Origin of the sequence: Campylobacter sp. CNRCH_2013_0671h, assembly GCF_025773055.1 — a bacterium.
Taxonomy (GTDB): Bacteria; Campylobacterota; Campylobacteria; order Campylobacterales; family Campylobacteraceae; genus Campylobacter_D; species Campylobacter_D lari_D.
Genome location: NZ_JAKMTG010000001.1, coordinates 128,446 through 146,848 on the forward strand (window position 1 = coordinate 128,446; position 18,403 = coordinate 146,848).

Sequence of the window (18,403 nt, forward strand, 5' to 3'; positions counted from 1 at the left end):
AAATGGCAAAAACTAGAGTATATTCTAATGGGTATTTTTATAATTTAAGTTATGAAATCATCAATCCAAAATGCGAAAAAACAATTCTTGTTTTGCATGGTTGGGGTGCTAATAAAGAGCTTATGAAGCAAGCTTTTGAAAAGCCTTTGAGTGATTTTAAGCAAATTTATTTAGATTTACCTGGTTTTGGAAATTCAAGTATAGACGCACCTATGGATTCTTATGCTTATGCAAAGGTTGTAGAAGACTTTTTAACTACAATTGAGCAAAAAACAGATTACTTAATGGGGCATTCTTTTGGCGGAAAAGTTGCGACTATTATGTGCCAAAATGCTAATTTTCAAGGTTTGATTTTGCTTTCTAGTGCAGGCGTGGTCTTACCAAAAAGTTTTAAAGTGAAGTTTAAAATAGCCTTGTTTAAAATTTTGAAAAATCTCCCTTATGGGGATTTTTGGAGGAAATTTTTTATTAGTAAAGACGCTCAAGGCATGAATGAAGTGATGTATGAAACCTTTAAAAAGGTTGTTAATGAAAATTTAGAAAATGAATTTCAAAAGCTTAAAAACCCTATTTTGATTTTTTGGGGTAATGAAGATAAGGCTACACCTTTAAAAAGCGGAGCAATTATCCATTCTTTAGCACAAAAAGGGAAATTTTTTGCATTAGATGGGGATCATTTTTTCTTTTTAAAACATGCTGATTTTATAAATGAAAAAATACATGAGGAATTTTTTAAAAATGATTAGTATGATAGCTTTTTTAAGTTTAAATTTTTTACTTGGATTTTATCTGATTTTAGCCTTACAATGGTACTCTTATAAATTTTCACGCATAATTTTACACTTTCCCAAACCTTTATGGCATTTGTATTTTTTAATAATTCCTTATTTTGCTTTTGTATTTTCTTTATATAGTGGAAATTTTTATTTATATTTTATAGTTTTTGCTCTATCTTTACTATATGGTGGATATTTATATAAAAATTTAGATAAAAAGTTAGTTTTTACTGCTAGGATTAAGCGTTATTTTTTATTTTTGTCGCTTTTTAGCTTGATATTTATACCATTTTTTTGGATCGGTTTAGAAGCTTTAGTAGTTACATTTTTATTAAGCTTTTTTGTGGAAAAAATTAATCAGAAAAGTTTTATAAAAAAAGCAAGTAAAAAGATTTGTGATAATCCAAATTTAAAAATTATTCTAATAACTGCAAGTTTTGGAAAAACAAGTATAAAAAATTTTTTATACGAACTTTTAAAAGATGAGTTTAAGTGCTATAAGACTCCAAGAAGTGTTAATACTTTTATGGGTATAGTAAAAGATATCAATGAAAATTTGGAAAATAATACTGAAATTTATATCGTAGAAGCTGGTGCAAGAGAGCAAAATGATATTTTAGAAATTACAGAGTTTTTAAATCCTCAAATTTGCATAGTAGGTGAGATTGGTTTGGCGCATTTGGAATATTTTAAAACTCAAGATAATATCCGCAAAGCTAAGTTGCAAGCTTTAAAATCCAAGCGTTTGGAAAAATACTTTTTACACTCAAGCACCTTATATGAAAATGAATTTTATGATGAGTATTTAAGTGATGTTAGGGCAAGTTTGGAAGGATTGGATTTTAAAATAAGATTAGATGATAGTATTTATGACTTTCATGCAAATTTACTAGGTGCTTTTAATGCTTATAATATTAGCGTGTGTATTTTGCTTGCATATTATTTAGGAATTAAAATAGAAAATATTACAAAAAGCGTATCGAATTTAAAGGCAGTAGAACATCGCTTGCAAGTGATTTCTAAAGAGCCTAAATTTATCATAGATGATGGCTTTAATGGAAATTTTAAGGGTATGAGTCAAAGCTATGAGCTTTGTAAAAGCTATCAAGGAAGAAGAGTTTTGGTAACTCCTGGTATAGTTGAAGTTAATGAAGAAGAAAATATAAAATTATGTAAAATTATTAATGAATGTTTTGATTTTGTGATTATTACTTCAGAGACTAATAGTGTGATTTTACAAAAACATATCACATTAGATTTTTATGTATTGAAAGAAAAATCTCAACTTGTGCAAACTTTATCAAGATTAACTCAAAATGGGGATTTGATTTTATTTTCCAATGATGCACCAAGTTTTATGTAAAACCATTTAGCTTATTAAAAAGGCCAAATGGTCTCCATAAATTTTGTCCCCCAAGGCTTGCGTGTAGATTTGTCTATATCGCCTTCAGTTTTATAAAGAATTTTTGCATCAGCTATATATTTACTATCTATCATATTATCTTGAGAAATATCATAAGGTCTTATAACCCCGCTTAGTTGAATGATTTGTTTTTCTCCATTGATTAAAAGCTCACGACTTCCTTCTATAAAATAATTTCCATTAGATAAAACCTTAATTACTCTAGCAGAAATTGTAGTTTGGAAATTTTCACTTCTAGTTTGGCTTCCTGTGCCTTGATATTGTGAAGTACTTGCTGTGGTATAGCCTATATTTGTATAGTCATTAACAAAATCTCTAACTTTGCTAAGTCCGGCACCTGTAGTTATTTGTCCACCGCCTAAATTTACATTGTTGTTTTTGCTTGTAGATTTAGAGCCTTGTGAATTTTGTGTAGCATTTTCTCTAATGACTACGGTTACCAAGTCATTTACATTCATTGCTTTTTTATCAGAAAATAAAGGGTTATCTCCTTTACCAAACAGCGATCCAGGATTGCTTTGAGTATTATGATTTTGCTTAGGAGCTAGTTCTTCTACATAAGTAGGTGGTTTCATATTAATATGTGGATCAACTGTGGCACTACAGCCAAACATTACAAAAGGTAACAAGTAAAAATTAACATTTTTAAATTTCATAGCTTTATAACCTTATATTATTATGATGAATTTTAAAATAATTATATTATAAAAAACAATTATTTTGTTAAATAAAGAGGAAAAAATGAAATCTATGTTTTTGTTAAACTGCATTGATGAAAAATTTTTGCAGCAGTGTTTAGAAAAGGTACGAGGTAAAATAGCTTTTTACTTTCCTGTTTTTTGTGAAAAAAATAAAGAAAAAATTACTTCATTTTGCACAAAAAGAAATCTTAAAATAGATTTTTTTAGTAGTTTTGAAAAAAATGAGTATCAAGGTAAATTCACTCAAAATTTAAATGATTTTTTTAAAAAGATTATTGAAGATTTTGAGAAAACAAAAAAAGAAAATGATTTTACTATAGTAGTTGGAGTAGATGATTTTGGCTTGATGGGGGATTTAAGTTTAAATATAGCCTTAGCTAAAGAGCTAAACGCTCCATTGTATGCAAAAAGTCAAGATGAAAATTATACTATGTTAAATTTTTTACTAAGCCAAAAGCTTAGCGACTTTGTTTTGTTAAAAGAAAATGAAGATTTTACTCAAGATTTATTACAAGAATATACTTATAAAACTCAGGCAAGATTTTCTTATGAGCTTTTTGAAAAAGCAAAAGCAGATAAAAAAATAGTAGTTTTACCTGAAAGTTTTGATGAAAGAGTATTAAAAGCTAGTGAATTTTTAATACAAAATGAAATTGTTGATTTGATTTTGCTAGGTGATAGCAATGAAATTTGTGCGAAAGCTAATAGTTTAAATATCAATATCGATGGTGTGCGTATTATAAATCCTAAAAATTCTCAATATAATGAAGAATTTGAAGAACTTTTATATGAAGCTAGAAAAAGTAAAGGTATGAGTAAAGAAGAAGCTAAAAAACTCGTGCAAGATAAAACTTATTTTGCGACTTTACTTGTACATACTCAAAAAGCCCATGCTATGGTAAGTGGTGCAAGTACAACTACTGCTGAAACTATTCGTCCTGCTTTGCAAATTATCAAAACAAAACCTGATGTGAGTTTGGTTTCTGGTATGTTTTTTATGTCTTTAGAAGATAAGGTTTTGGTTTTTGCTGATTGCGCTGTTATGCCAAATCCAACCCCTGAACAACTTGCTGAAATTGCTTATGTGAGTGCAAATAGTGCTAAGGCTTTTGGACTTGAATCTAAAGTGGCTTTACTTTCATATTCTAGTGGAGATAGTGGGAGCGGGGTTAGCGTGGATGCAATTAAAGAAGCTACTAAAATAGCTAAAGAAAAATATCCTCAACTTGAGCTAGAAGGTCCTATACAATTTGATGCAGCATATGATATGCTAACAGCAAAAAGTAAAATGCCAAATTCTAAAGTAGCAGGAAAGGCAAATGTATATGTGTTTCCTGATTTAAATGCGGCAAATATTTGCTATAAAGCAGTGCAAAGAACAGCAAATTCTTTAGCTATTGGCCCGATTTTACAAGGTCTTAAAAAGCCAATTAATGATTTAAGTAGAGGTTGCTTGGTGGAAGATATTGTTAATACTGTGATTTTAAGTGCTATTCAAGCACAAGAATAAGGAGAAAAATGAAAATATTAGTTTTAAATTCAGGTTCATCTTCAATTAAATTTAAGCTTTTTGAAAAAGATGAAGCCCTAGCATCTGGTTTAGTGGAAAAAATAGGCGAGCAAAGCTCTAAAATAGAACTAAAAGATCTAAAAAGTGGTCAAAAATACCAAAAAGAATTAGCAATTAAAGATCATGAGCAAGGTATTGAATTAGTAAATGAATTATTTGCTCAAAGTGGAATTTTACATGATTTAAATGAGCTTGATGGGTGTGGACATAGGATAGTTCATGGAGGTCCAAATTTAACTAAACATTGTTTAGTAGATGATGAAATTTTAAAAGAAATTGATAGGGTTTCTCATATAGCACCTTTACATAATCCTGCACATTTAATAGGTATTAAAACTATGATAAAAGCAGCTCCAAAAGTTCCCAATGTGACAGTTTTTGACACAGCTTTTCATCAAAGCATGCCTGATTATGCTTATATGTATGCTTTGCCTTATGAGTTTTATGAAAAACACCAAGTTAGAAAATACGGCTTTCACGGTACTTCACATTCTTATGTAAGTAAACAAGCTGCACATATACTTGATAAAAATATTAATGAATTTAATGCAATTAGTGCTCACCTTGGAAATGGTGCGAGTGTTTGTGCTATAGAAAATGGAAAATGCGTAGATACTTCTATGGGTTTTACTCCACTAGAAGGTTTGATTATGGGAACTAGATGTGGTGATATTGATCCTGCTGTATTGCCATTTTTAGCAAAAGAATTAAATTTAAATCCATCTGATTTAGATACTATAATGAATAAAAAAAGTGGTGTTTATGGAATTTGTGGGTTTAATGATTTTAGAGATATTGAAGCGCAAATTGAAGAAAATAACGAAAAAGCAAGACTTGCTCTTGATATGTTTTGTTATCGTTTGAGTAAATATATTGGCTCATATTTTGCGATTTTACCTAGAGTCGATGCGTTGATTTTTACAGCTGGCATTGGAGAAAATGATAATATTGTTAGAGCAAAAGTTTGTCAAAGACTAGCGCATTTGGGATTTGATATAGATTTAGATAAAAATACACAACTTAGAAATGGTGAGATTAGTAAAAAAGACTCTAAAATTAAAATTTTAATTGTTCCAACAGAAGAAGAATTAGAAATAGCTAAAATTACCACAGAACTTATTAAAAAATAAATAACCTTGAGTTTTAAACTCAAGGTTTGTTTTAAAATGCAGGAACTACGGCACCTTGGTATTTTTCATTGATAAAATCTTTTACTTTTTGACTTTGCAAAGCCTTTATTAAAGCTTTGATTTTAGGATTGTCTTTATTATCTTGTGTAGTTACTAAGATATTTGCATAAGGACTTTCTTTACTTTCTATTAAAATAGAATCTTTTACGGGATTTAAATTTGCTGATAAAGCATAGTTTGAATTAATCACTGCAAAATCAACATCATCTAAAGCCCTTGGAAGTTGTGCTGCTTTTAACTCTTTAAATTTGATGTTTTTTGGATTATCTTTAATATCAAGTGGAGTTTTTAATGCGCTATTTTTAAAACTAACTAGTTTAGTACTAGCGATAATATCTAAAGCTCTGCTTTCATTTGTTGGATCATTTGGTACAGCTATAGTAGCATTTTGTGGAAGATCTTGGATATTTTTATATTTTTTAGAATAAACAGCCATTGGTTCGATGTGAACTTTTGCAACGCTAATTAATTTTGTGCCTTTATTGGCATTAAACTCATCCAAATAAGGTTGATGTTGGAAGAAATTTGCATCAAGTTCTTTACTATCTGTACTAAGATTTGGTAAAACATAATCATTAAATTCTTTAATTTCTAATGTGTAACCTTCTTTTTTTAATAAATCTTTAGTTTGTTCTAAAATTTCAGCATGAGGGACAGGTGTTGCACCTACAGTGATAACTTCATTAGCAAATAAACTTGCACCTAAAATTGTGCTTGCAGCGAGCAGTTTTAACAATTTCATATTAACTCCTTTTTTATAGTTTTTTAAAATGTTTGATTATATTGTAAAAATATTAATAAGATGAGAAAAGTTTTATTTTTGTTTGTTTTTATATTCTTTAGAAAAGCATTTAAGTTCTTTTATAAATTTTATATAACCACCTTTATACCAACTTTTTTGAGCATTAATAAGGGCTTTTCCAATTTTATAAGAATAAGTATTTTGATTTTTAATACCTTCGCTTTTGTAATCATCATAGCTTGATAAAGGTGGAAGTTTAAGGTAAGGTTTTGTTTTCAAATCTTTTTGGTATTGTTTAGCTAGTTTTGTGTGTTTGTAATAAATCTTTAGTAGAGTAAAAGGTAAAAAAGGAATTTTTTTCTTATTCTTAGCACACTCTATAAAGGCATAACCTAGTTTGTATGATAAATGATATCTTGTGCGTTGGATGGATTGCTTGTTGTCTTTGTGAAAAGAGCCTATATATTTACTTCCTCCAAATTTTAACCATTTTTCATAATATTCTTGCCATTTAGGCCATGTTTGATTGCAAAATTTACTATTCCAAAAACGACTGTTGGTGCCACAAGCATGAACTATAGAAGCATTTTGTGTAAGATTTGTAAGGTAATGAGTACTTCCCGTATATTTGTCTTTTAAATCTTTGACTTTAAAGTGATTTTCATAAACCATTAAGGAAAAAATTCCTTGATCTTGCCAATTTTTAGTATTTTGTGAAAGATAATTATAAATGAATTGATAACACTGTAAAGGATTTGGTATAAGATCGTTAAAGACTAAAATTCCTGTTTGATATACACGCTTATTGAAATATTTTTTTTCTAAAGGCAGTGCTGTGTGAATTAATGTTTTACCTAATCTTGCACCAAAATGATATTTTCTAGCTCTTAATTTACTAAGTTCATCTATACTTTTTAAAAGTAAAACATCAAAATCAAGATAGATAATACTTTCGCATTCATCTAAAAACTTAAAAGCTTCAAATCTTGCAAAAGCCATATGCGTCCATCTTTTTAAGAAAAATAAATTATTAATATCGTTTTGATTTTTATCAAGAGTGGTTAAAAAATCTTCTTGGGTAAAAAGAATAAATTTAATTGTTTTATTTTTAACAATTTTTTGCATGATATTTTGATCATTCAAGCTAAAACCATCATGTAAAATATAAAATATATCTACCTTTTCGCCCATAACATCCATGATGTTAATGAGCAAGGTTCCTATGGTAAAACTTGAATTTTTAGTCGCTGCTAGTAAGATACCAAGTTTATGTTTCATTGTTTATCTTTTGGTGATTTTATAAAGAATATTTCCTATAAATTGTATGATTTGAACTAAAACAATTAAAACCACAACAGTTTGAATCATAATATCAGTTCTAAAGCGCTCATAACCATAGCGAATGGCCACATCACCTAAACCACCACCACCAACAGTTCCTGCCATAGCAGAAAAACCAATAACAATAATCAAAATTAAAGTAATACCATTAATAATACTTGGTAAAGCCTCGCTAAACATAACTTTAAAGATAATTTGTGCTTTGCTAGCTCCATAAGATCTTGCTGCTTCAATGATAGCAGGATCAATTTCTTTAAAAGCACTTTCAATCATTTTGGCCAAATAAGGCGCAATTCCTATGGTAAGTGGTACTATGGTAGCAGTTGTTCCTATGCTAATACCAATGAGATATTTTGTAAAAGGACTTAAAACTACAATAAGTACTAAAAATGGAAAAGATCTTAAAATATTAATGATAAAATCAAGCACGCTATAAATGCTTTTGTTTTCACATAAGCCACCTTTATCAGTAATAGTAAGCACAATTGCAGGGATAAGCGCGATTAAAAAAGCTAAAAAAGTGGCTGTAAAACTCATATAAAGAGTTTCTAGTAATGCTGGATAAAGTATATTTTCAAAATTTCTCAAAATTGTTTCTAAGTTCATTACACAAGCTCCCAAATAACGCCATTTTCTTGTAAATAATTTAAAACTCTTTCTTGATCTTTAGCTTCTATATTGATCACCAAATTTCCTAAAGCATTGTTGTTTAGTTTTTCTATCTTACCCCAAACTATATTAAAATCAATATTTAAACTTCTAGCCATATGAGTGATAATGCTTTGATTTGCTTTTTCTTTACAAAAATATAAACGCACATTAACTCCATTTAGTGGTAAAAAATCACTCTCACCTAAGAATTCACGCATTTTTTCACTTGGCTTTAAGAATAAATCCTCGATTTTCCCTTGACCTATAATTTGTCCATGCTCTAGCAATACAGCCTTTTGTGCTATTTGTTTTACTGCTTCCATTTCATGAGTTACTAATACTACACTGATGTTAAATTCTTGATTGATTGTGGCAATAAGTTCTAAAATGTTATTTGTAGTATTTGGATCAAGTGCAGAAGTAGCTTCATCGCTTAGTAAAATTTTAGGATTTAAAGCAAGGGCTCTAGCTATGGCCACTCTTTGTTTTTGCCCACCACTTAGCTCATTTGGATAAGCTTTGCTTTTAGCTAAAAGTCCCACAAGATCTAAAAGTTCATTAACTCTTTTTTGAATTGTGCTTTTGTCAAAATTATGAATTTCTAAAGGCATAGCTACATTTTCAAATACATTTTTTCTACTCATAAGTGCAAAATGCTGAAAAATCATCCCTATATCTTTTCTAAATACTCTTAACTCTTTTTCTTTTAAAGTAGCTATTTCTTTACCAAAAACTTCCACACTACCACTTTGATAATTTTCTAAACCATTAATACATCTTAGCAAAGTTGATTTTCCTGCCCCGCTGTGTCCAACAAGAGCATAAATTTCCCCTTCTTTAACTTCTAAAGAAACATCATTTATAACTAATTCTTTGCCATAATATTTTTTAAGATTTTGTATTTTTATCACTTATTAGCCTTCTAAATTAGAAATTTCATCATTGATTTTTTCAAGTTGAGTTTTAATGCTTTCAAGTTGAGTTTTATTTTGCTCAACAACCGTAGCCGGTGCATTAGAGATAAATTTTTCATTTTTCATCATAGCATCTAGCTTGTTAAATTCTTTTTCAAGTTTTGTTTTTTGACTATTAAGCCTATTTAAAACACCGCTTAAATCAAGATCTTGAGTTGGTATAAATACTTCTAAATTCTCGCTTACATCTCTAATGGATTTTTCTAAATTTGTATTGATAAACTCGATGTTTTCACATTTTGCAAGTGTTGAGATGAAATTAGTGTAATTTTTTAACTCACCCATTAAGCTCTCATCGTTTAATTTTATACAAGCTTTTTGAATTTTTGCATTTGCAAGCTCTACTAGGGTTTTTGCACGGCGTAAACTCACTATGCTTTCTATAATGATATTGAATAATTTTTCTATTTTTTCATTTCTAGAATTAAATTTAGGATATTTTGAAATCATTATAGAATCATGAGTTTGGATAGAAGTTTTACTTAACTCATGGTATAAATACTCACTAATAAATGGCATAAAAGGATTTAAAAGTTTTAATGCTTCTTTAAAAATACTTCCAAGTTCTTTTATACTTGATTTTTCAGCCTTGCTAAGTTCAATCCCCCAATCACAAAATTCATCCCAGAAAAATCTATACAAAGTATTTGCCGCATCATTAAAGCGGTAGTTGTCTAAATTTTCTCTTGTTTCTTTTACGCATACTTCAAAACGAGATAGCATGTATTTTGCTAAGTTAGTTTGAATTTTACTTTTATCTAAATCTTCAAATTTTTCTTCATTTAAGAGTAAAAATTTACTTGCGTTATAAAGCTTATTGGTAAAATTTCTAACTTGTATGAGTTTGTCATTGCTTAACTTTATATCTCTACCTTGGATAGCTAAAAGAGCAAGAGTAAAACGCAAGATATCAGCGCTGTATTCATCCACGCTTTGCACAGGATCAATGACATTACCTAAAGACTTGCTCATTTTTCTACCTTGTTCATCTTTAACCAAAGCATGCAAATATATATCTTTAAAAGGAAGTTCACCTAAGGCATTAGTGCTTTGAAACATCATTCTAGCAACCCAGAAAAATAAAATATCAAAACCAGTGATTAATAAAGAATTTGGATAAAAATCTTTTAAATCATCTTCATGCCAAAGTGTGTTTTTACCCCAGTCTTTATTACCCCAACCTAAAGTACTCATAGCCCAAAGACCTGAAGAAAACCAAGTATCTAAAACATCAGGGTCTTGTTTGAAATTAGTGCTTTGGCATTTTGGACATTGACTTGGAGTTTCTTCGCTTGCCCATTCATGAGAGCATTCACAGTAATACACAGGAATTTGATGACCCCACCAAAGTTGTCTTGAAATACACCAATCTTTTAAATCCCTCATCCAAGCATTAAAACTATTAATCCAATGTGCAGGGTAGAATTTGCTTCCACCAAGATTAACTTTTTCTATGCTTTCTTTTGCGATTTCATTTTTTACAAACCATTGTTTAGAAATGTAAGGTTCAACTACATTTTTACAACGATAACAATATCCTACTTGATTAGTATAATCTTCTATTTTTTCAACAAAACCTTTTTCTTGTAATTCTTTTATAATAATATTTCTTGCTTCTAATCTTTCTAAGCCTTTAAAATGCAAGCAATGTTCATTTAAGATACCTTTTTCATCAAAGATGGTAATAAATTCAAGTTTATGTCTTAAGCCTACTTCATAGTCATTATGATCATGTGCTGGGGTTACTTTCACAAAGCCTGTACCAAATTCCATATCCACATGCTCATCAGCAATAATAGGAATTTTTCTATCTATTAAAGGTAAAATGACATTTTTGCCTATTAAGTGTTTAAATCTTTCATCGCTTGGATTAACCATCACAGCACTATCACCAAAATAAGTTTCTGGCCTTGTGGTGGCTACTACGATATATTCTTGAGAATTTTCTAAGAAATATTTTAAATAATATAATTTTCCTTTATTTTCTTTGTGTTCTACTTCTATATCGCTTAATGCTCCATCATGAGTGCACCAATTTACCATGTAATTTCCACGCACAATAAGCTTTTTATCATAAAGATCCACAAAGGCTTTTTTTACTGCATTTACTAAACCTTCATCCATAGTAAAACGCAAACGACTCCAAGCGGGAGTGATACCCAAAATTCGCATTTGCTTAACTATGGTACCACCGCTTTGCTCTTTCCATTCCCATACCTTTTTTATAAATTCTTCTCTACCGAGTTCTTCTTTTTTAATGCCTTGAGCTAAAAGTTGTTTTTCTACAACATTTTGTGTTGCAATCCCTGCATGATCAAGTCCTGGCTGATAAAGAGTTTTGTAACCATCCATTCTTTTATAACGCGTTGTGATATCTTGTAAAGTACAAGTTAGAGCATGACCTATATGCAAAACACCTGTTACATTAGGTGGTGGCATCATAATACAAAAGTTTTTACCTTTTTCTTGAATTTTTTCATTACCATTGATTTCAAAATATCCGCGTTCTTCGCAAATTTTATAATATTCTTTTTCTAGTGATTTATCATACATAATTGCTACCTTGAGAATGAAAATAAATTGTTATGTTAGCTTAAAATTGTTAAAGAAGTTTTGAAATTTAGAAATTAGTTATAAAAACTAATTTCTACTTTACGATTATTTTGTCTTTGAGAATCAGACTTATCTTTAGTAGGATAGGTGTCTTTTCCCAAAGATTCTATTTCTATAACCTCAGTAAAACTAAAGAAATGTTTAGCCACATTCATTGCTCTATTTAATCCTATCATATAGTTTGCAAAAGTACTACCTCTATCGTCTGCATAACCTTGAATTTTAACTCTTTTGAGTATATCTTCTCTTGCTAGATTTTGATTGATTTTTTCAAGTAGATTTTCATTGCTGTATTCACTATATCCATTTCTTTCAAATAAAAATTTTAAATCAGAAATTTTAACATCTACATAATTGTATTTTTTCTTATTTTTAGCAAAAACAATATCTTTATTATATATGCTTAGTTTCATATTGTCATTTGAAAGCATATCGATAAAAATAGTTAAATTGTAATCTTGAGAATTAATTTTAACAGGATTAATCATTTCTTTTAACATATCAACCCTATAATCACTTAAACTTTTTCCATCCAATACATAAACTTTAACAAAATCATTACTTAATCTTGGTTCATATCTGCTAGTTTTACCTTTTGTAATGTATTCTTGCATAGTATTTTTATATTTTGTTGTTTTTTCTTTTTTTATGCTTGTTTGTTTGTTGTTTTCAACGAGAACTTTTTGTTCTTCTTGGGCTACTTTAGGAGTAATAGTTCCATTTTTAGAAACTTCAGCTATATTTGTTTGGGTTGTTGGCGCGACTTCTTGAGTGCTTGTATTTTCATCTATGATAGGATTATTTTGTACTGGAATTTCTTCTTTTAAAGACTCCGGATTTATTTGTTGTGATGGATAATAAGTATTATCACTTATATTATTTCTTTCTTGATTGTATTGAGTACTTGGCGGAGTGTAGCTTTGATAAGAACTACTTTTTTTATAATCATATACATAAGTATTTGAATCATCTTCAAAATACCACATATAAAAACCAATACTAGCGCCTATTAGCACCACAAAAGCTATACTAAAAGCAATAATACTTTTCATTTTTTATCCTTTGTGAAGTCCTCAAAAGGACTTTAATTATTTATAATTTTTAATAGAATTTTCTAAAATTTCACTTGCTTTTTCAATACCTGCAAATTCTTTTACTTTTACCCATTTGTTTGGCTCAAGCATTTTATATGTTTCAAAGAAATTTTTGATTTTATCTAGGCTTGCTTTTGGTAAATCATCTAAACATTTAATATTATCATATCTTGGATCTATTTTACTTACAGGAACAGCAAGTAATTTTTCATCCATACCACTTTCATCTTCCATTAATAATACCCCTATTAAACGACAAGGAATCACAGCTCCTGCTTGGATAGGATATTCATTTAATACTAAAACATCAATAGGATCGCCATCATCTGCAAGAGTATTTGGTATAAAACCATAGTTTGCTGGATAAAACATAGCTGAATACATCACGCGATCAACCATGATGGCTCCGCTTTCTTTGCCAAGTTCGTATTTAATGTTTGATCCATAAGGAATTTCAATAACTGCATTAAGTTTATTTGGTATTTCTCCAACTTTGATTTTGCTAATATCCATTTTTTATCCTTTATTTTAATAAATCATTGATTAAATTTTTCATATCAGCTACGATAGCTTCAATACTTCTTTCACCATTGATTACATGGTGGATATTTTCTTTAGTATAAAAATTTGTTATTTCTTCTAAAGGTCCTAAATAAACTTTCATTCTATTGTTAAAAACTTCTTCGTTATCATCAGCACCTCTAGCACGCCCTAAAACTCTTTCTCTAGCAACTTCTTCGCTAACTTTAACTTCTATCACACCTTTTAAAATTACTTCACTTTGATTTTTTAATACCTTATCAAACTCAAGCATTTGCTCAACACTTCTTGGATAACCATCTATTAATATAGTATTAGTTGGTGCATTTTTTAAAGCAGTGATGATAGTATTAACTACCACTTCCAAAGGAACCAAATTTCCTTTAGAAATAAAACTATCAATAGTCTTTCCAAGTTCGCTTCCACTAGCCACTTCTGCTCTTAGTAAATCACCTGTAGAATAATGAGTAATGCTTGCATCATCTGTAGCTATGATGCTTGCATCGGTTGTTTTACCACTACCTGGTGCACCTATGATTAAAAATAATTGTTTCATTTAGTATTCTCCCTTAATCTTATACCTAGTTCTCTCATTTGTTCATTGCTTACTTCGCTTGGAGCTTGAGTCATAAGACATTGCGCTCTTTGTGTTTTAGGAAATGCTATAACTTCTCTAATACTTGAAGATTTTGTTAAAAGCATGATAAGTCTATCAAGACCTATTGCTATACCACCATGTGGTGGTGCTCCAAAACTTAATGCATCAAGTAAGAAGCCAAATTTCTTTCTTTGTTCTTCTTCATCAATATTTAAAAGCTTAAATACTTTTTGTTGGATAGGACTTTTGTGAATTCTTATACTACCACCACCTAATTCTACACCATTTAACACTACATCATGTGCAATAGAATTAATTTCTTCTAAGTCTTGCTCATCAATATTTTTTGGCATAGTAAATGGATGGTGCATTGCAGAATAGCTTCCATCATCATTTTGCTCAAACATAGGAAAATCAATAACCCATAAGAATTCTAATTTATCCTCATCGATAATTTTCATTTCATCGGCAAGGAATAATCTAAATCTGCCCATATAATCAAGCACAGTTTTTTTAATCCCTGCGCCAAAAAATACTACATCACCAACTTCTAATTCACATCTTTGGATTAAAGCATTTAAGTCCTCTTCGCTAAAGAATTTACAAAGTGGGCCTTTAGGACCATCTTCTTTCATTTGTATAAATGCAAGCCCTGCTGCTCCAAATTTACGCACAAATTCTTCAAATCTTTGCATTTGGCGTTTAGAAAAAATCGTATCGCCTTTTGGAACTCTTAAAGCTTTAATACGATTTTTCTTCGTGTCTTTTGCGATATTTGCAAAAATTTCATTATTTGATTTTGCAAAAATATCAATCACATCAATAAATTTCATATCAAATCTTAAATCAGGCTTATCAGAGCCATAATTTTCCATAGCTTCTTTGTAACTCATTTGCCTAAAAGGTATGCTAATTTCTTTTCCGCAAGCTTTGAAAATATCTTTAAGTAAATTTTCTGCCATGGCTATGATATCTTTTTGCTCACAAAAACTCATTTCTATGTCTATTTGAGTAAATTCAGGTTGGCGATCTGCTCTTAAATCCTCATCTCTAAAACATTTTGCAATTTGAAAATATCTATCAAATCCTGAACACATTAAAAGTTGTTTGAAAAGTTGAGGGCTTTGAGGTAGGGCATAAAATTCACCTTGATGTACGCGTGATGGTACTAAATAATCCCTTGCGCCTTCTGGGGTAGCTTTGGTTAAAATAGGGGTTTCAACTTCTAAAAATCCCATTTTTGCTAAAGAATTTCTTGTTGCTATACAAGCAGTTGATCTTAGAGCAAAATTATCATAAAGTTTTTTGCTTCTTAAATCTAAAAATCTATATTTCAATCTTAATTCTTCATTTACACTTTCATCGCCTATAGCAAAAGGTACTACAGCACTTTCATTTTCAATAGTAAGTTTATTTATAACAACTTCTATTTCTCCGGTTTTTAATTTTGGATTTACAAGTCCTTCACCGCGTGGGCGAATTTTTCCTTGTGCTATTAAAACATATTCATTTCTTACTGATGAAGCTATATTATGTGCTTCTTGATTATCTGCTGGATCACATACTAATTGTATAAGTCCGCTACGATCTCTAAGATCGATAAAAATTACACCTCCATGATCACGGTAAGAATTTACCCAACCACATAATGTTACTTCCTCGCCAACATTTTGTATGTTAAGCTCTGTATTATAATGAGTTCTCAAAATTTTTCCTTAGCTTAATTTTGTTCAATTTTGTTATTATAGTATTTTATTCTTTTGCTTAGCTAAGTTTTGTTATAATTTTTTTATGAAAAAATGTATAAATATAGAAAAAATTCAAAAAGTAGGCTTATTTTGCAGGTTAAATACAAATTTAAATGAGCAAATTGCTTTTTTAAAAACAATTTTTTTGCAAAAAAATATAGAGCTTGTGTTATTAGATCAGGAAAAAAATAATCTTAAAGATTTACAGAAATTAGATTTTTTAATTTCTCTAGGTGGGGACGGCACGCTTTTGTCTTTATGTAGGCAAGCTTATCAAGCAAAAAAGCCTATTTTAGGGATAAATGCAGGAAATTTAGGTTTTTTAACTGCTTTTTCTTTTAATGAAGTAGAAAGTTTTTTTAAAGAGTTTTTTAAAAATGATTTTAAAATAGAAAAAGCTAAAATGCTTCAAATAACGCTTTGTAAAAAGAATAAAATCATTAAAAAATTTGCTTTTAATGACGCGGTTTTTTCTCGCGATAATGCTTTAATGGCAAATGTGGAAGTTTTTTTTGAAAATAAACTTTTTAATGCTTATTATGGAGATGGTTTGATTATAGCTAGTTCAAGTGGTTCAACTGCTTATAATATTAGCGCAGGTGGGCCTATAGTACATCCTTGGAGTGAAATTTTTGTTCTAACTCCGGTTTGTTCTCATTCTCTAACTCAAAGGCCTATAGTTTTGCCTTATGGTTTTGAGCTTGAGCTAAAAGTTGAGCATTGTTTGTTGTATTTAGACGGGCAAGAAGTGGTTGATCCTAAAGAATATGATAGAATTCTTATAGGGCTTAGCAAGAAAGAACTTAGTTTTATACATAAAAAAGATAGAGATTATTTCCAAGTTTTAAAAGAAAAGTTAAATTGGGGTAAGTGATGATAGAAAGTATTTTAATCAAAGAAAATTTAGGTTTTAAACAAGCAAAATTAGACTTAGAAGCGGGACTTACTGTCTTTACTGGTTTAAGTGGTGCTGGAAAGTCTGTGCTTTTTAAGGCTATTTTGGCAGCATTTGCTCTAAGTGAGAGTGAAGCTAAAATGGTGGAAGTTTTATTAAATGATGAGCTTGAATTAGATGAGTTTGGTATTGAAAATGAAGAATTAAATGTATTTAAACTTTTAAAAGATAAAAGCTCGCGTTATTTTATCAATAATCAACTTATTTCAAAAAAGAATTTAGCCTTGCTTTCTAAGAAATTTGTAAAATATCTTTCAGCTAAGGAAAATAATGAGTTTTCAAATGAAAGATTTTTAAACTTACTTGATTTTATGCAATCAAAAGAAGATAAGAAATTTAAAGATTTTTTAAATGAATATAAAAATGTTTATAAAGAATATATAGAAAATAAAATTAAATTAGAAAAAATTCAAGAAGAAGAAAAAAAGGTAGAAGAATTAAAAGAATTTACAAGCTTTGAAATACAAAAAATCCAAAGTATTAACCCAAAAATAGGCGAATTTGATGAGTTGATGAGTTTAAAAAAAAGGCTTTCTAAAAAAGACAAAATTGATGCAGCTTGGAACAGGGCAAGCAAAATTTTTGAATTAGAATCAGCAGTGATTGAAGCTTTGCAAATTAGTGATGTTGATAGTTCATTTTTTTCAGAGTGTTTAAATGAACTAAGGGTGGTGTGGGAAAATCAAAGTTTTGATGATTTTGATTTTGATATAGAAGAAGTGCTTGATAGGATAGAAAAACTTTCTTCTTTGATTTCAAAATATGGAAGTATAGAAGAAGCTTTAGAAGCTTTAGAGAAGAAAAAAGCAGAATTAGCTCATTATGAAAATTTAAGTTTTGAAAAAAAAGAATTAGAAGAGAAAGTGCAAAATGCTAAAATACTTTTAGATGAGAAAAGCCAAAAATTAAGTACTTTGCGCAAAAAAAGATTAAAAGAGCTTGAGAAATTACTTAATTTTTATCTTGAAAAACTTTATATGAAAGAGATTAAATTAGAGCTTAAAGATTGTGCTTTGAGTATTTTAGGTAAAGATGAAGTGAATTTAAATATAAATGAAGCTAGTTTGAAAAATTTAAGCTCAGGTGAGATAAATCGTTTAAGACTTTCTTTTATTGCAACTGAATGTAATGTTACTAATAAAGCTAGTGGGATAATATTTTTAGATGAAATTGATGCAAATTTAAGTGGTAAAGAAGCAATGAGTATAGCTGAAGTTTTAAAAGAGCTTGCTAAGTTTTATCAAATTTTTGCAATTTCACACTTACCACAGCTTTCATCAAAAGCAAGCAATCACTTCCTAGTAGAAAAAATAGGAAATGAAAGTAAGGTAAGAAAGATAGAAAAAGAAGAAAGAGTAAAAGAACTTGCTAGAATGGTAAGCGGGGAAAATATTACCCAAGAAGCTTTAGAATTTACTAGAACTTTGCTTTAAAAACAAAAAGTAAATTTCAATATGATATAATTAGTTTTTTAAAATTATTTAAAG

Annotated in this window: 15 protein-coding genes and 1 pseudogene; 6 read left to right on the top strand and 10 right to left on the bottom strand. The window is 29.3% G+C overall.

The genetic code is table 11. From position 1 onward, the window contains the following. Positions 1-2: 2 nt before the first annotated feature. Together L8X97_RS00655 and L8X97_RS00660 are read left to right on the top strand one after the other, a co-directional pair. On the top strand, positions 3-746 hold the full coding sequence (locus L8X97_RS00655; RefSeq protein WP_263659595.1) for an alpha/beta fold hydrolase: 744 nt from the start codon (positions 3-5) through the stop codon (positions 744-746). Beyond that, positions 739-2,139, top strand: a complete 1,401-nt coding sequence (locus tag L8X97_RS00660) for a Mur ligase family protein (protein WP_263659596.1) — start codon at positions 739-741, stop codon at positions 2,137-2,139. The genes L8X97_RS00655 and L8X97_RS00660 overlap by 8 nt, the downstream gene beginning before the upstream one ends. Positions 2,140-2,153: 14 nt before the next feature. On the opposite strand, the gene flgH is transcribed toward L8X97_RS00660, so the two are convergent. After that, the gene (gene flgH, locus L8X97_RS00665; RefSeq protein ID WP_133319229.1) at positions 2,154-2,855 is read right to left on the bottom strand and encodes a flagellar basal body L-ring protein FlgH; all 702 of its coding nucleotides are present in this window, start codon (positions 2,853-2,855) and stop codon (positions 2,154-2,156) included. Positions 2,856-2,940: 85 nt separating this feature from the next. On the opposite strand from flgH, the gene pta reads away from it, so the two are divergent. Both pta and L8X97_RS00675 read left to right on the top strand, forming a co-directional pair. After that, complete coding sequence (gene pta / locus L8X97_RS00670) at positions 2,941-4,410, top strand: phosphate acetyltransferase (RefSeq protein WP_318529582.1); 1,470 nt, start codon at positions 2,941-2,943, stop codon at positions 4,408-4,410. A gap of 8 nt (positions 4,411-4,418) precedes the next feature. Next, positions 4,419-5,600, top strand: a complete 1,182-nt coding sequence (locus tag L8X97_RS00675) for an acetate kinase (protein WP_220566646.1) — start codon at positions 4,419-4,421, stop codon at positions 5,598-5,600. Positions 5,601-5,631: 31 nt separating this feature from the next. Here the strand turns inward: L8X97_RS00675 and L8X97_RS00680 are convergent, their stop codons facing one another. The 9 genes and pseudogenes from L8X97_RS00680 to aspS all read right to left on the bottom strand — a co-directional run bounded on the left by L8X97_RS00680 (position 5,632) and on the right by aspS (position 15,919). Next, the gene (locus L8X97_RS00680; protein ID WP_263662390.1) at positions 5,632-6,402 is read right to left on the bottom strand and encodes a MetQ/NlpA family ABC transporter substrate-binding protein; all 771 of its coding nucleotides are present in this window, start codon (positions 6,400-6,402) and stop codon (positions 5,632-5,634) included. A 72-nt stretch (positions 6,403-6,474) separates the two neighbouring features. Next, complete coding sequence (locus tag L8X97_RS00685) at positions 6,475-7,680, bottom strand: glycosyltransferase (protein WP_263659597.1); 1,206 nt, start codon at positions 7,678-7,680, stop codon at positions 6,475-6,477. Positions 7,681-7,689: 9 nt separating this feature from the next. Then, positions 7,690-8,346: pseudogene (locus L8X97_RS00690) on the bottom strand (methionine ABC transporter permease); the annotation flags it as partial. A 2-nt stretch (positions 8,347-8,348) separates the two neighbouring features. Continuing rightward, complete coding sequence (locus tag L8X97_RS00695) at positions 8,349-9,305, bottom strand: methionine ABC transporter ATP-binding protein (protein ID WP_263659598.1); 957 nt, start codon at positions 9,303-9,305, stop codon at positions 8,349-8,351. Positions 9,306-9,308: 3 nt separating this feature from the next. Further along, the gene (locus L8X97_RS00700) at positions 9,309-11,921 is read right to left on the bottom strand and encodes a valine--tRNA ligase (protein WP_263659599.1); all 2,613 of its coding nucleotides are present in this window, start codon (positions 11,919-11,921) and stop codon (positions 9,309-9,311) included. Between the two features lie 74 nt (positions 11,922-11,995). Then, on the bottom strand, positions 11,996-13,033 hold the full coding sequence (locus L8X97_RS00705; protein WP_263662391.1) for a hypothetical protein: 1,038 nt from the start codon (positions 13,031-13,033) through the stop codon (positions 11,996-11,998). Positions 13,034-13,069: 36 nt separating this feature from the next. Further along, a complete protein-coding gene (gene ppa, locus L8X97_RS00710; protein WP_263662392.1) occupies positions 13,070-13,588 on the bottom strand; it encodes an inorganic diphosphatase in 519 nt (172 codons plus the stop codon). Between the two features lie 10 nt (positions 13,589-13,598). Beyond that, positions 13,599-14,171, bottom strand: coding sequence for an adenylate kinase (locus L8X97_RS00715; protein WP_263659602.1), 573 nt, complete (start codon positions 14,169-14,171; stop codon positions 13,599-13,601). Continuing rightward, positions 14,168-15,919, bottom strand: a complete 1,752-nt coding sequence (gene aspS / locus L8X97_RS00720) for an aspartate--tRNA ligase (protein ID WP_133319218.1) — start codon at positions 15,917-15,919, stop codon at positions 14,168-14,170. The genes L8X97_RS00715 and aspS overlap by 4 nt, the downstream gene beginning before the upstream one ends. Before the next feature lie 85 nt (positions 15,920-16,004). Here aspS and L8X97_RS00725 point away from each other — a divergent pair, with 85 nt between their 5' ends. After that, positions 16,005-16,835, top strand: coding sequence for an NAD(+)/NADH kinase (locus L8X97_RS00725; protein WP_263662393.1), 831 nt, complete (start codon positions 16,005-16,007; stop codon positions 16,833-16,835). Next, a complete protein-coding gene (locus L8X97_RS00730) occupies positions 16,835-18,349 on the top strand; it encodes an AAA family ATPase (protein ID WP_263662394.1) in 1,515 nt (504 codons plus the stop codon). The genes L8X97_RS00725 and L8X97_RS00730 overlap by 1 nt, the downstream gene beginning before the upstream one ends. The last annotated feature ends 54 nt before the right edge of the window (positions 18,350-18,403 follow it).

Excerpts from the sequence above, each read along its gene's own strand:
- L8X97_RS00655 (WP_263659595.1), top strand. The coding sequence starts at position 3 with ATGGCAAAAACTAGAGTATATTCTAATGGGTATTTTTATAATTTAAGT.
- L8X97_RS00660 (WP_263659596.1), top strand. The coding sequence starts at position 739 with ATGATTAGTATGATAGCTTTTTTAAGTTTAAATTTTTTACTTGGATTT.
- flgH (WP_133319229.1), bottom strand. The coding sequence starts at position 2,855 with ATGAAATTTAAAAATGTTAATTTTTACTTGTTACCTTTTGTAATGTTT.
- pta (WP_318529582.1), top strand. The coding sequence starts at position 2,941 with ATGAAATCTATGTTTTTGTTAAACTGCATTGATGAAAAATTTTTGCAG.
- L8X97_RS00675 (WP_220566646.1), top strand. The coding sequence starts at position 4,419 with ATGAAAATATTAGTTTTAAATTCAGGTTCATCTTCAATTAAATTTAAG.
- L8X97_RS00680 (WP_263662390.1), bottom strand. The coding sequence starts at position 6,402 with ATGAAATTGTTAAAACTGCTCGCTGCAAGCACAATTTTAGGTGCAAGT.
- L8X97_RS00685 (WP_263659597.1), bottom strand. The coding sequence starts at position 7,680 with ATGAAACATAAACTTGGTATCTTACTAGCAGCGACTAAAAATTCAAGT.
- L8X97_RS00700 (WP_263659599.1), bottom strand. The coding sequence starts at position 11,921 with ATGTATGATAAATCACTAGAAAAAGAATATTATAAAATTTGCGAAGAA.
- L8X97_RS00705 (WP_263662391.1), bottom strand. The coding sequence starts at position 13,033 with ATGAAAAGTATTATTGCTTTTAGTATAGCTTTTGTGGTGCTAATAGGC.
- ppa (WP_263662392.1), bottom strand. The coding sequence starts at position 13,588 with ATGGATATTAGCAAAATCAAAGTTGGAGAAATACCAAATAAACTTAAT.
- L8X97_RS00715 (WP_263659602.1), bottom strand. The coding sequence starts at position 14,171 with ATGAAACAATTATTTTTAATCATAGGTGCACCAGGTAGTGGTAAAACA.
- L8X97_RS00725 (WP_263662393.1), top strand. The coding sequence starts at position 16,005 with ATGAAAAAATGTATAAATATAGAAAAAATTCAAAAAGTAGGCTTATTT.
- L8X97_RS00730 (WP_263662394.1), top strand. The coding sequence starts at position 16,835 with ATGATAGAAAGTATTTTAATCAAAGAAAATTTAGGTTTTAAACAAGCA.